General features: G+C 45.7%; 10 protein-coding genes. 7 read left to right on the top strand and 3 right to left on the bottom strand.

The window, feature by feature from the left end; translation table 11 throughout:
* The first annotated feature begins 5 nt into the window (after positions 1-5).
* From MSG34_RS10205 to MSG34_RS10185, 5 genes are read left to right on the top strand one after another with little or no spacing between them, the layout of a single operon-like run.
* The gene (locus MSG34_RS10205) at positions 6-1,205 is read left to right on the top strand and encodes a beta-ketoacyl-[acyl-carrier-protein] synthase family protein (protein ID WP_248337290.1); all 1,200 of its coding nucleotides are present in this window, start codon (positions 6-8) and stop codon (positions 1,203-1,205) included.
* On the top strand, positions 1,198-1,662 hold the full coding sequence (locus tag MSG34_RS10200; protein WP_248337288.1) for a hotdog family protein: 465 nt from the start codon (positions 1,198-1,200) through the stop codon (positions 1,660-1,662). Before MSG34_RS10205 ends, MSG34_RS10200 begins: the two co-directional genes overlap by 8 nt.
* Positions 1,659-2,384: a 3-ketoacyl-ACP reductase FabG2 gene (locus tag MSG34_RS10195; RefSeq protein WP_048611283.1), complete on the top strand. Its 726-nt coding sequence runs from the start codon at positions 1,659-1,661 to the stop codon at positions 2,382-2,384. Before MSG34_RS10200 ends, MSG34_RS10195 begins: the two co-directional genes overlap by 4 nt.
* Positions 2,381-3,604 carry a beta-ketoacyl-ACP synthase gene (locus MSG34_RS10190; RefSeq protein WP_193841652.1) on the top strand — a complete coding sequence of 408 codons (1,224 nt, stop codon included), beginning with the start codon at positions 2,381-2,383 and terminating at the stop codon, positions 3,602-3,604. The genes MSG34_RS10195 and MSG34_RS10190 overlap by 4 nt, the downstream gene beginning before the upstream one ends.
* Positions 3,605-3,611: 7 nt before the next feature.
* The gene (locus MSG34_RS10185; RefSeq protein ID WP_248337286.1) at positions 3,612-4,076 is read left to right on the top strand and encodes an Sbal_3080 family lipoprotein; all 465 of its coding nucleotides are present in this window, start codon (positions 3,612-3,614) and stop codon (positions 4,074-4,076) included.
* Between the two features lie 89 nt (positions 4,077-4,165).
* Here the strand turns inward: MSG34_RS10185 and gltX are convergent, their stop codons facing one another.
* Complete coding sequence (gene gltX / locus MSG34_RS10180; RefSeq protein ID WP_248337284.1) at positions 4,166-5,593, bottom strand: glutamate--tRNA ligase; 1,428 nt, start codon at positions 5,591-5,593, stop codon at positions 4,166-4,168.
* Positions 5,594-5,881: 288 nt separating this feature from the next.
* Here gltX and MSG34_RS10175 point away from each other — a divergent pair, with 288 nt between their 5' ends.
* Together MSG34_RS10175 and MSG34_RS10170 are read left to right on the top strand one after the other, a co-directional pair.
* Positions 5,882-8,689, top strand: coding sequence for a heavy metal translocating P-type ATPase (locus MSG34_RS10175; RefSeq protein WP_248337282.1), 2,808 nt, complete (start codon positions 5,882-5,884; stop codon positions 8,687-8,689).
* Positions 8,679-9,119 carry a DUF411 domain-containing protein gene (locus MSG34_RS10170; protein WP_017060536.1) on the top strand — a complete coding sequence of 147 codons (441 nt, stop codon included), beginning with the start codon at positions 8,679-8,681 and terminating at the stop codon, positions 9,117-9,119. The genes MSG34_RS10175 and MSG34_RS10170 overlap by 11 nt, the downstream gene beginning before the upstream one ends.
* 263 nt (positions 9,120-9,382) lie before the next feature.
* On the opposite strand, the gene MSG34_RS10165 is transcribed toward MSG34_RS10170, so the two are convergent.
* Positions 9,383-10,117 (bottom strand): oligogalacturonate-specific porin KdgM family protein, encoded by a 735-nt coding sequence (locus tag MSG34_RS10165; protein WP_248337280.1) that lies wholly within the window; start codon positions 10,115-10,117, stop codon positions 9,383-9,385.
* 536 nt (positions 10,118-10,653) lie between these two features.
* Positions 10,654-13,305 carry a beta-N-acetylhexosaminidase gene (locus tag MSG34_RS10160; RefSeq protein WP_248337278.1) on the bottom strand — a complete coding sequence of 884 codons (2,652 nt, stop codon included), beginning with the start codon at positions 13,303-13,305 and terminating at the stop codon, positions 10,654-10,656.
* Positions 13,306-13,314: the final 9 nt, after the last annotated feature.

Here is a 13,314-nt window from a genome sequence, read left to right as displayed (position 1 = left end):
ACACTATGCCTATTTACATCCAAGACTGTGGTTTCCACTCAGCGCTAGGTTCAGAGATTGCGGACATTCATGGCTGCCTGAAAGATGAGCGTGAATCAAATATGGTCGAAGTAAATGATATGCTGAACGATGGTAAACATACTGTCGTTGGTCAGATCGCGGGTGAACTGCCACCGATTCCTTCAGATCTTACGCAATACACCACTCGCAACAATCAACTGGCGCTGTCGGCTCTCAATCAAATTGAAGACTCTATCGAGCAAGCCAAATCTCAGTTTGGCGCAGATAGAATTGCAGTGGTTATCGGCACCAGTACTTCGGGAATTTCGGACGGTGAGGCCGCTTTTAAACACAAACTCGACCAAGATTCTTTTCCCGGGCATTATCACTACTCAAAACAAGAGCTAGGAAACACTTCCGAGTTCGTTAGCCAATACTGTTCATTAACTGGGCCAAGCTACGCGGTCTCAACGGCTTGCTCATCCAGTGGTCGTGTGTTTCTCACTGCGCAACGTTTGCTAGATTCAGGCATGGCTGATGCTGTGTTAGTCGGTGGCGTGGATACCTTATGTAAGCTGACACTCAATGGGTTTCATGGTCTGGAAGCACTCTCAACGACACATTGTAAGCCATTTAGTGCAACCCGAGATGGTATCAATATCGGCGAAGCGGCGGCATTTATGTTGCTCAGCAGAACAAAACTAGCCGGTGTAAATACAGCGCAAGACACATCAAACATTGCCTTATTAGGCTGTGGTGACAGCTCTGACGCACACCATATTTCAGCGCCCCACCCTGAAGGCAACGGCGCAGAACAAGCGATGAAAAAAGCGTTATATTCTGCACAGTTACAAGCAGAAGAGATCGGTTATATCAATGCACATGGTACAGCAACGCCACTCAATGATTCAATGGAAAGCAAAGCCATCCATCGTATTTTTGCAAACAAGGTTCCCGTTAGCTCAACCAAGCCGCTTACCGGGCATACTCTAGGAGCTGCAAGTGCGATTGAGGCGGCAATTGCATGGCATATTTTAAAATATGACTTACCGCTTCCCTTACAAAAATGTCAGGATAAAGCTGAAGATATTGAGATTGATTTGGTAAACTGTACCCAGAAACTTAAAGTAAAGAACATCTTAAGCAACTCGTTTGCTTTTGGTGGCAACAACATTAGCCTGATTTTTGGTGTAGTAAATGACTGATATCCCTTCTGTAGACCAACTCCTCCCTCACGATGATCCGATGATATTAATCGATCGCGCTATCAGCGTAGAGGCGTTGTCGATCCACTGTCAGGTCGATATTGGTGACCATAATCTGTTCTTTGACGCCCAATCTCAAACGGTCCCAGCTTATGTTGGTATCGAGTTTATGGCGCAGTCTGTAGCGGCGTGGTCTGGATACCATGCGCTGAAAAGCGGCACCACTCCCCCCATCGGTTTTCTGCTTGGCTCTCGTCGCTATAAATCCCTGTGTGATGAGTTTACTCAAGGTCAGACCCTTGATATCTATGCCGAACAGCTTATGGAAGACAGTGGTATGGCCGTATTTACCGCAAGAGTCGAAGACCAAGGTGAGTTAGTGGCTCAATGCCAGCTTAACGTCTACGTGCCGACCGAACAAAAATTACAAGAAATGAAAACTAGGAGCCCATCATGAGCCGTCAGGTTTTAGTCACTGGTGCCAGCAAAGGCATTGGTAAAGCGATCGCTATTCAACTCGCGAAAGACGGATTTGAAATCGCCGTTCATTACATGGGTGACAAGCAAGGTGCAGAAGAGACGCTGCAGTCGATCATCGAACTGGGTGGCGCAGGTCGCCTTATCCAATTTGATATCAGCAACCGCAGCGAGTGTCGCGAAAAGCTTGAGTCTGATATCGCTGAACATGGCGCTTATTATGGTGTGGTGAACAACGCGGGCATTACTCGTGACACGGCATTTCCTGCGATGACAGAAGAAGAGTGGGACGGCGTGATTCATACCAACCTCGACAGCTTCTACAATGTGCTCCACCCATGTGTGATGCCTATGGTACAGAAACGCAAAGGCGGTCGTATCGTCACTCTGGCGTCGGTATCGGGCATCATGGGTAACCGCGGTCAAACCAACTACGCAGCAGCTAAAGCCGGCGTGATTGGCGCGACTAAGTCTCTGGCTCTAGAACTCGCAAAACGCAAGATCACGGTAAACTGTGTGGCTCCTGGCTTAATTGACACAGGTATGGTTGACGAGCACGTGAAAGATCATGCGCTTCCTCAAGTTCCACTGCGCCGAATGGGCGAGCCTGAAGAAGTCGCCGGCCTAGTCAGCTACCTTATGTCTGACATTGCAGGCTATGTGACTCGCCAAGTGATTTCAGTTAATGGAGGCTTAGTATGACCCGCCGCGTTGTTGTAACTGGCATGTCTGGTGTTACTGCCTTTGGTAATGACTGGCAGCAGATAGAGCCAAAACTAAAAGCCTGTGAAAATGCGACTCAATATATGCCAAGCTTTGAGCAGTACGATGGTCTCAACACTAAGCTTGCTGCGCCTATTGATGACTTCCAACTGCCAAAACACTATAAGCGTAAACAAGTGCGTGGCATGGGACGAGTATCCCGCCTAGCCACCGTTGCGACAGAAAATGCATTAGAGCAAGCAGGGCTGATCGGCCACGATATTTTAACCAATGGTGAAACCGGCATTGCTTACGGTTCTTCAACCGGCAGTACTGATGCCGTTGGTGCGTTTGGCGTGATGCTCAACGAGAAGTCGACACGTGCGATTACCGCAACCACCTATGTTCAAATGATGCCACACACCGCTGCGGTCAACGTGGGGTTGTTCTTCGGTCTGCGCGGCCGAGTGATTCCCACCAGCAGTGCGTGTACTTCAGGAAGCCAAGCGATTGGTTATGCCTATGAAGCAATTAAGCACGGCTACCAAACCGTGATGGTTGCCGGTGGTGGTGAAGAGCTATGCCCAACTGAGTCTGCCGTTTTCGATACCCTTTTTGCTACCAGTTTAAAAAACGACACACCAAAAAAATCTCCTAGCCCTTACGACAGTGGGCGCGATGGCCTTGTTATCGGTGAAGGTGCAGGCACGCTTGTTCTTGAAGAGTATGAACATGCCGTGGCTCGTGGTGCGAAGATTTACGCTGAGATCATCGGCTTTGCCAGCAACTGCGATGCCGCTCATGTAACACAACCTCAGATGGAAACCATGCAAATTTGTATGGAAAAAGCGCTGAAAGATGCGCAACTTCCGGCTGAAAAGATTGGCTATGTATCTGCGCACGGAACGGCGACTGAAAAAGGCGATATTGCGGAAAGTAATGCGACCGCGAACATTTTTGGTGAAGTGCCAATCAGCTCATTAAAAAGCTACTTTGGTCATACGCTTGGCGCGTGTGGTGCGATTGAAGCTTGGTTAAGCCTAGAGATGATGCATTCAGGTTGGTTCAGCCCAACATTGAATCTTGAGAATATCGACGAACAGTGCGGCAAGCTCGATTATATCACAGGCTCTGGTCGCGAATTGGACGTTAAATATCTGATGAGCAACAACTTCGCTTTTGGCGGAATCAACACCTCAATCATCTTCAAAAAAATCTAGGATAGATATGAAAAACTGGTTAGTTGCTGCTGTTGTCGTTTTACTCGCAGGTTGTAGTGCTCCGAAATATTCAGGAAACGCACTACCAGAAGCAAATACAATCGAACAGGTTACGATTGTTGAAGACGAGAAAACTCGTTCGGTTTTCCTCGATTCCATGCTCGACTGGTGTCTGAATAATCAGGTCAAATGTAAAGTCGTTGCCGACGGCTCAGAACATAATCCAGAGGACATCACGCTTGATTATGTCTCTCGTTGGAGCTGGGATTTCAGAACCTTTGTGGCAGACGCTAAGATCTCGGCTTATCAAGATCAACAGCGCGTAGGCAATGTCGAATTCAAAGCGCCAAACAGCGGAAACTTTTCTAAGTTTGGTGACGATATGGAACGCATCAAAGCGATGATGGATATCTTGTTCGATAAGAAAACAGCCACGCAAGCGACTCAAATGATTGCCGACGACAAACTCTAACGAAATCGTTCAGATAGTAAAACTCGATACAAATAAAAAGGGTCAGTAACCAAGTTACTGACCCTTTTTTGATTCTAGCAATCGCTCAATTAAGCGTTAGCTTCACGCTCAGCGATGAACTCAAGAGCCATCTTGATGCGAGCGATTACGCGCTCTTTACCAACAAGCTCCATCACTGCATCAACAGAAGGAGACTGACCGCCGCCTGTTACTGCTACGCGAAGTGGCATACCGATTTTACCCATGCCGATCTCTAGCTCTTCACATACTGCTGCAATCACACCGTCTTTGATGTTTGTAGTAGTGAAATCTTCAAGCGCTTCAACCTTAGCAAGAGCAAGCTCTAGTGGGCCTTTAGCAACACCACGTAGGTGCTTCTTCGCTGCGCCAGCTTCAAACTCAGAGAAACCTTCGTAGAAGTAACGAGATTGCTCAGCAAGTTCGATAAGCGTGTTACAACGCTCGCCAACTAGCTTGATCACTTCAGTAATAGCTGGGCCATTTGTTGTATCGATCTTCTGTGCGTCTAGGTGCCATTGCAGGTATTTAGCAACGTACTCAGGCTCAGAAGTCTTGATGTAGTGGTTGTTCAACCAAAGTAGCTTGTCAGTGTTGAATGCAGAAGCAGACTTGCTGATAGCGTTCAGGCTGAAGAATTCAATCATCTCTTCTTGAGAGAAGATCTCTTGGTCACCGTGAGACCAACCTAAACGAACTAGGTAGTTGTTTAGTGCATTTGGTAGGTAACCTTCGTCGCGGTATTGCATTACAGAAACAGCACCATGACGCTTAGAAAGTTTCGCACCGTCATCACCAAGAATCATTGCACAGTGAGCGAAAGTTGGAACTGGCGCGCCTAGTGCTTCATAGATGTTGATTTGACGAGGTGTGTTGTTGATGTGGTCTTCACCACGAACAACGTGTGTAATACCCATATCCCAGTCATCCACTACCACTACGAAGTTGTATGTTGGTGCACCGTCTGTACGACGAATGATTAGGTCATCAAGTTGGCTGTTCGCGATTTCAATGCGACCACGGATTTGGTCATCAAATACTACGCTGCCTTCTTTAGGGTTACGGAAACGGATAACGCATGCATCACCTTCTTTTGCTGCTTCGTTTGCTGCAACAATTTTAGGGTGGTTAGCATCGTAACGAGCCATCTCTTTGTTTTCTTCTTGCTCTGCACGAATTTCATCAAGCAGTTCTTTAGACGCGTAGCATTTGAATGCTTTGTCTTCAGCAAGTAGCTTATCAACCATTTCGTTGTAACGGTCAAAACGCTTAGATTGGTAGTAAGGACCTTCATCCCATTCCATACCCATCCATTGCATGCCTTCTAGAATTGCATCAACCGCTTCTTGAGAGTTACGCTCAAGGTCCGTGTCTTCGATACGTAGAACGAATTCACCACCTTGGTTCTTAGCGAATAGCCAAGAGTAAAGTGCAGTACGTGCACCACCAACGTGAAGATAGCCAGTTGGGCTAGGAGCAAAACGAGTTTTAACCGTCATTTAAATACCTTGATTATGTAGGTGATTCTTTTAGTGCTCGCCATTACAAAGCCTGTAACAGACAAATATCACTAAATTTTGGGCGCTATTTTATCACCACCGCTTAAATCTACAATCAGTAGTGAATGATTAATGTGCTGATCTTGTACGAAAGCTATCGTAGAAGGAGAAAACCAATAGCTCAAGTCCATGTCATGCGCTCTAAAAAGATAAATTCTCGCCACGCTCGCGATAAATCTCATCCATTCCATCACTCAATATTCCAACAAATATTAAATTCTTGAATTTATGTTTGACCTTACCCTTACGGGAAGGTTTATGTTAGGGCTAGATGAGAATTGGAGTATCGATATGAACCATTACACAACTGCGCTCAACGGCCTAAATTGCTTGGGGTGTGCGAAGAAAGTTCGCACACTGTTTGATGATCTCGACAATACGACGATCAATGACATATCGCCGACGTACATCGATATTTCGACGCCTTTTAGTTATGTTGAGCTCAATGAACAGTTAGCAACCCTTGGTTATTCAATGGGTAATTCGCTGCACCTTTCATTATCAGGGCTCAGCTGTGGTAAGTGCGTGAACAAGCTAACTCAAGCGCTTCAACAAACCGAGCAAGCCTCAAATCTGGAAGTCACCAAAGATGAATTGTCGTTGGTGACTCTACTTGAAGAATCCGAGCTTATTGACCTGGTCGAAAGTGTGGGTTATCACGCAGCTCCCTACTCTGAAGCCAATAACCTTTTATCAGATTCAGAAAACGAACAAGCAGATAAAAAGATTGAAGATACTGAAGATAAAACCACAGCTAGCCAATATACCTATCACCTTGTTCTTGAGGGAATGACGTGTGCGAGTTGTGTGTCTTCGGTAGAGAAAGCACTGAAAAAGAATGAGTTTGTCGACCAAGCACAGATCAACCTCGCTGAGCAGACAGCCTTGGTTTTCACCTCTCAAACAAGAGACATCATTGAAAACGCTCTAATAGAATCGGTGAAAGTTGCCGGTTATGGCGCGGAGTTTGTTGATGACGCGGCGACTCAACAGCAAAAACAACAAGAACAGCAACTTCGTACTCAACAGGCCTTCCTTAGAAACTCAGTAAGTGCGTTGGTGATCGGTGCTCCGTTGATGGCATGGGGCGTGTTCGGTGGCAGCATGACCATTGCCACATTTAACGAACAACTGGCTTGGGGCTTGGTTGGTGTTGTTTGTTTGATACTGCTTGCAACCTCAGGTCGCAGCTTCTTCACGAATGCTTGGCAGTCACTGATGCACAAACGTGCAACCATGGATACCTTAGTCGCTCTAGGTACAGGGGCGGCATGGTTCTATTCAATGTTGGTTGTGCTGATTCCATCATGGTTCCCAGAACCATCGCGCCATGTCTACTTCGAAGCCAGTGCGATGATTGTCGGCCTTATATCTTTGGGTCACTACATTGAAGCCAAAGCCAAAGCGCGTACCACAAAATCTTTACAGGCATTGATTAACTTACAGCCTCAAAAAGCGGTAGTTATCGTCGATGGCAAAGAACAAACCATCGCAGTAGAAGCCATTCAGGTAGGCATGCAAGTACGAGTGAAACCCGGAGAAAAAGTGCCGGTTGATGGTGTCGTAGTCTCAGGTGAATCTTATATCGATGAGTCGATGCTGACCGGTGAACCACTTCCCAACGTTAAATCAACTAATGATGGCGTTTCTGCGGGCACCATTAATGGTGATGGTAGTTTAATTATTGAAGCGACTGGGATTGGATCAAGCACCATGCTGGCTAGAATCATTCAAATGGTTCGCCAAGCGCAAAGCAGTAAACCAGCAATCGCCAAGCTTGCCGATTCTATCTCAGCCGTTTTTGTTCCGGTTGTGGTCGCAATCGCAGCGGTCGCCGCCCTAATTTGGTTTTTTGTAGGCCCACAACCAAGCGCCAGTTACATGTTAGTGGTATCAACCACAGTGCTGATCATCGCTTGTCCATGTGCATTAGGCCTAGCCACACCGCTTTCGATTACTGTTGGCGTAGGTAAAGCGGCTGAGTTTGGCGTTCTTATTAAAGATGCGGATGTATTGCAGTCTGCCAGCAAAATCGATGCTGTTGTGTTTGACAAAACAGGGACATTGACCCAAGGCAAACCAAGCGTTCAACAGGCCTTTTACGCTAATCTAACGGAGCAAGAACTACTGGCTTATGCTTATTCAGTAGAAGTTGGGTCTGAGCACCCACTCGCCAAAGCCGTGTGCCAATATGCAGAGAGCTTGGAAGTTTCAGTACTCCCACACAGCGAATTTGAAAACCAACGAGGGCTTGGGGTTCAAGCTACAATTAACGGAAAGAACGTGCAAGTTGGCTCGCTTAAATACCTCACCCAATTAGATATCAATACAGAAATTGGCGCGGATTTCATCGAGCTTTGCCGCTCGCAAGCGTGGACACCTATTTTCATTGTTATTGACCAAAAACTGGAAGGCATATTGGGCATTTCAGACGCGTTAAAAATAGATAGCAAACAGGCGATAGCTCAACTAAAATCCGCCGGAATTCACACTGTGCTATTAACAGGCGACAACGACTCTGTGGCTCAAGCAATAGGTAAAAGCGTCGGTATCGGCGAGGTTATCTCGGAAGTGCTTCCAGAGCAGAAAGCTCAACATATTGTTCAGCTTCAACAGCAATATAAGAGTGTTGCGATGGTCGGAGACGGCATTAACGATGCACCCGCTCTTGCTCAAGCAGATATAGGAATCGCAATGGGCAGTGGCAGTGATGTCGCGATTGAAAGTGCGCAAATGACGCTACTCAACTCATCGCCATTATCAGTAAGCTACGCGATCGAGCTATCTCAAGCGACTGTGAGAAATATGAAGCAAAACCTATTTGGTGCCTTTATCTACAACTCGCTTGGTATTCCCATCGCGGCCGGTGTACTTTACCCATTTTTCGGATTTCTGCTTAGCCCTGTAGTTGCAGGGGCAGCGATGGCGATGTCGTCAATTACGGTAGTAAGCAATGCCAACAGGCTGAGATTGTTCAAACCAACTCATTCTAATATTAATAACAACCATATTCATGAGGTTAACCATGATTCGTAAAATTATGACTCTTACTGCACTCGCTGCAATCTCAGGACAAGCTTTAGCTACTGATGTTCTAAACCACAAATCTCCATACTGCGGCTGCTGCACAGAATGGACTGAACATATGCGAGATGCTGGGTTCGATGTTACTGAGAAACTCCACGATGATATGAACCCAATCAAGCAGAAACTAGGGGTAACACAAGAGCTAGCCTCTTGCCACACTGCAGAGATCGACGGTTACGTATTTGAAGGACACATTCCAGCAGATGACATTAAAGCCTTTCTAGAAAACCCACCACGTAATGCGATTGGTTTAGCGGTTCCGGGCATGCCTATGGGTTCGCCAGGCATGGAGTATGGCGATAAGAAAGACGAGTATTCTGTGTATGCGTTTAATGAAAAAGGTCAGGTGTTTGAATACCGTCACTACAACGGGAAATAGAACCTAAACAGACCAACACACAACTATAAAAAAGAAGTCATAAAAATAGAGCCTAGCATTTAGTAAACCCAAGACTGTGGTTTACTTGCTAGGCTCTTTGCTTTTGGACAGTAAAGCAAATCTTGTCGCGGCACCAACCGGGCTGTTAGTACCGCTATGTTCCCTTCGCTAATTAACTAAGAAGTTATTCAACAACAAAGCTATTTAACAAAGAAGTTCACTCGGCTAATAATCTAAGCGACTAAGCAGCCAAGTGAATCAGCTTAGAAGCCGTAAGAAGCACCGAATACGAATGCGTTGTTCTGCTTAGAAGCGCCGTTTGCGAAATCTACACCGTTAGCTTGGCTACGGAACTCAAAGTAAGGTTGAACACCTTGACGAGTCCATGTTGCACGTAACTCGTGGTCCATCGCTTCAGCGTCAATCATGTAAACGTTGTTGTAGCTAAGCGCTAAATCAGCATTCACTGTGTAAGCAATGCGGTTATCCATGCGGTAGTCTGTGTCAGCATTAGCTGAAGTATCATCGATGTGTGCACGAGTACGGTTACTAATAGAGATGCCGTTGTCGAAGTTGTAACCGATCTTAACTAATGGACGGAACTGAATGCTCTCGCCTGCAGAGAATACATGCTGGTAACCCGCAGCAACCCATAGGTTGTCAGTGATGTTGAAAGCTTGCTCGCCACCAACAGTAATAAACGCGTTTGCTTGACCTGTAGACGCATCTGGCATAGAGCCGTCTGCATTTGGACCTTGCTCTGCTGGAGTTAAACCTTGAAGGTCACCCAATTGGATGCCGTCAAACTCAGTGTAAACCGTGAAACCGCCTAGAGAGTTGTCAAACGTGTGACCAGCTTCTAGCGTAGAAGTCATGTCAGAACCGTGGATACGGCCGTCATCGTGAATTTGGATGTTACCCGTTACGTAAGAAGAACCAGCAAAAGCACTAGAAGCGAAAGCAAGAGAAAGAGCACTTAGAGCGATAATTTTTTTCATAGTAAACTGCCTTAGTTTAATTTTTTCAGCGGCACATCTTCGGTACATCATTCACCTTCACCGCTTGAGTAGTTGGTAGCCTCCCTGGCATGAAATCTATGTTGCTCGAATTAATTCGCGTTTAAAAATAAAAGAATGGGCAGAGTGATCTCTCTCACTATCAAAAAAGAACAAGTTATTTAATGCTTTAAAATCATACACTTAAAAACATAAAAATTGATAAAAAACTCAGGACGAAAAAACGCACAGATCCAGATCACATTATTTCACGTCGCGAAATTAGAATGAGTTAGTTCAATCACACTTGATTTAGAGTTTTTTATGGAGGACTTATTTTTTGAAGAGAATAATGAGAAGCGCGTCACTTTTGCGATGGAACTCACCTTATGTGCATTGTTGACGATATAAACAAAGAGTATTTCTATATGTTTCAGCTTAAGAGAAGTGCCTAACTTAGTTTGGACGAAAAAAAAGCTCCCACTTTTATCTAAATAAGACAATAGCTAGGGAGCTTTTCTATTAATGTTGCTTATCGATTATTCTACCGAAGTCACTCGACTTACTTTCTCGCCACTTTCAGAGATAGAGCGGATGTAAGTTTCGCCAGAAACCGATGGACGTTGTTGCTCATCATACGTTAGCCAGTTTTCACCATCAGCTGAGTATTGAAGCTCTACGCCTGGGAATTGAACGTTCATTGCAAGCTTGCCATCAACCACTTTTGCACCCGGAACTGGCAGTCGGTAATCAATACCCGCTTTTTCAAGCTTAGCCAGTTCACGTTGGCCAACAATATTCGCGAAACGATTAAAGTCACTGTTTAGAGCCTGCTTATTCACTAAGTCAGTATCTTGAGAGTACTCAACGCCCACTTTGTAGTCGTTTTCCCAATCCGCTCGGTGCCATGCACGCTCAGCTGCAGCAAGAACGCGTGGGAATACCATGTATTCATACTGCTCGTCGGTACGTACTGTTTCAGACCAAAGCTGAGCTGACAAACCGTAGAAAGGTTTCGCTTCAATCTCACCTTTACCGCTGAAGCCATTGCCGTCACGGTCTAATGACGTTTCTGCGTTTTGTGGCATGTTCTCTGGAGCAAAGCCAAACATCTTACGAGTATCTGTTGCACGCGTTGCCCAGTAGTAACCACGTTCTGCTGCGTCTACTTCGTATGGCATATCCATGTATACGTAATCTGGGTTAGAAACAATTACGTCATAACCTTTCGCAGACCAGTCGTAAACTGATGAAGTACCGCCCCAGTAAAGAACATCCCAGAAGTTAACGCGCGTACTTTCTGTTGCAAATGCTTCTTCACCTTCGCTGTATTTCAGGCCATCTTGCCACGCTTGGAAGTGTGGAATGCCCTTATCAGCAACAATCTTAGACACCTCTTCTGCAAAATGGCTTGGCAGGTGACCGAAATCGCTTACTGTACCGTCAGCAATTAATTTCTGACATTGTGGAGACTGTTGGAACGGCTTATCTTGCTTAGATAAATCAATGTTTCCTTTCCATGCCACTTTGTCTTCTGCATTAATATCTTGTAAGCCAGCGCCTAACTTAATGTTTTTCGCTTCATCGCCACCAAAGTGCCAAGTCGTTAGCGGAACACCCGCTTCTTGGTGCATTGCTGCCACTTCAGAGATCACTTTATCAACAAAGTGAGTCGACGATTCCATACATGGGTTAATGAAGCTTTGCTTATCGTAGAACTGAACCGTGGTTACGTTCGATGTATCTTGTGGATCCATCAAGCGGTATTCATTTGCTTCCGCTTCTTTACCTTCCGCCATTAGGCGAGTGTAACGAGCTTCCATTGATACCACAGCAGAACGAGCGTGTGCTGGCATATCAATCTCTGGGATAACTTCGATGCTGCGCGCTTTTGCGTAGCTTAAGATCTCGACGTAATCCGCTTTACTAAAGAAACCAGAGCCAAAGTTATCTGTTGTTGGACCTGAACCTAGCTGAGGCAGTAAACAGCTTTGCTCTTCCAAATCGAAACAACGATTAGACCCTACATCCGTTAACTCTGGTAAACCTGGGATTTCTAAACGCCAACCTTCATCATCCGTTAAGTGAAGGTGCAGTTTGTTCATCTTGTAGGCTGCCATTTGATCTAGTGTTGCTAGGATGGCATCTTTTGAATGGAAGTTTCGAGCAACATCCACCATCACACCACGGTAATCAAAGCGTGGCGCATCTTGGATCGACAGTTGTGGTAATGATTCAGCATTCTGACTGTCTATTAGGCCAAAAATAGACTGAACTGCGTAGAAAGCGCCTGTTTTATCAAACGCTTTAATTGCAATCCCCTCTTCCGAGATGCTTAGTTCATAAGCGCCAGATTTCGCTAAATCACCCGTAAACTGAGTAGGAACAACAGCGACACTCACAGGTAGGTCGCCACTCACATCTACGTTTACCACATCTGCACGTTCTTCAATTGCTGCGAATTGCTCAGCGTCGAATGCGTCTTTAGGCAGGGCAATACCACCAGCAATGCTAACTGAACCTTCACCGGCTTCTACCGACAAAGGCGTTGGTAGTAAAGTGGTTGATACGTCTTGCGTTGCTAGATCCGCATTCTTTTCGAAACGCGTAACAGCAGTCGCCATTACGTTGTTGTCATCAGGCGTACGCTTTAGGTTGTTTCCTTCTAAACCTGTTACGAACGACGCGACATCTTCCGTATTCAATGAAGCAATCATCTTAGGTTCTGCGTTTGGTGCCGTTACAAATGCACCTGGCATAAAGTCGGTTTCAAACAGTTGCCAGTATTCACTGGTTAATGGAAGAATCACTTCTTCACCCGCTGCAAAACCATCGAACTTTTCTGTTGGTTCTAGCTTGTGTAAGTCGCCGGTTACGCGAGTGATTTTAAACTGCTCATTATCAACATCTAAGATAAGGCGAATACTGTGGAAGTAGATGGTCCAATCTTTTGAATCAATCGCTTCACCATCGTTAGTTAGCGTCATGTTCACTTTATTACATGACGCCCACTCTGCGCCTAAGTCCTGGCAAGCCATGCCTTCGTTTGCACCGTGGTTCGTCAAGATTTCGTATTGCACATCAAGGTTATCAGCCAGTGCATTAACCACCTTTTGCTCTGGTGCTTGTGTTACAGCACAACCCGCCAAACCAGCCAGTACCGCTACAGATAGTAAGTTTCTCTTCAACATCGTATTCAC

This window comes from Vibrio sp. 1CM2L, from assembly GCF_023161695.1.
Classification (GTDB): Bacteria; Pseudomonadota; Gammaproteobacteria; order Enterobacterales; family Vibrionaceae; genus Vibrio; species Vibrio coralliirubri.
Note: the sequence above shows the minus strand (reverse complement) of the source record. Positions and strands in the feature narration are given on the sequence as shown.

Bases quoted from the DNA above. Each gene is read 5' to 3' on its own strand.
- MSG34_RS10205 (WP_248337290.1), top strand. From the start codon at position 6: ATGCCTATTTACATCCAAGACTGTGGTTTCCACTCAGCGCTAGGTTCA.
- MSG34_RS10200 (WP_248337288.1), top strand. From the start codon at position 1,198: ATGACTGATATCCCTTCTGTAGACCAACTCCTCCCTCACGATGATCCG.
- MSG34_RS10195 (WP_048611283.1), top strand. From the start codon at position 1,659: ATGAGCCGTCAGGTTTTAGTCACTGGTGCCAGCAAAGGCATTGGTAAA.
- MSG34_RS10190 (WP_193841652.1), top strand. From the start codon at position 2,381: ATGACCCGCCGCGTTGTTGTAACTGGCATGTCTGGTGTTACTGCCTTT.
- MSG34_RS10185 (WP_248337286.1), top strand. From the start codon at position 3,612: ATGAAAAACTGGTTAGTTGCTGCTGTTGTCGTTTTACTCGCAGGTTGT.
- gltX (WP_248337284.1), bottom strand. From the start codon at position 5,593: ATGACGGTTAAAACTCGTTTTGCTCCTAGCCCAACTGGCTATCTTCAC.
- MSG34_RS10175 (WP_248337282.1), top strand. From the start codon at position 5,882: ATGTTTGACCTTACCCTTACGGGAAGGTTTATGTTAGGGCTAGATGAG.
- MSG34_RS10170 (WP_017060536.1), top strand. From the start codon at position 8,679: ATGATTCGTAAAATTATGACTCTTACTGCACTCGCTGCAATCTCAGGA.
- MSG34_RS10165 (WP_248337280.1), bottom strand. From the start codon at position 10,117: ATGAAAAAAATTATCGCTCTAAGTGCTCTTTCTCTTGCTTTCGCTTCT.
- MSG34_RS10160 (WP_248337278.1), bottom strand. From the start codon at position 13,305: ATGTTGAAGAGAAACTTACTATCTGTAGCGGTACTGGCTGGTTTGGCG.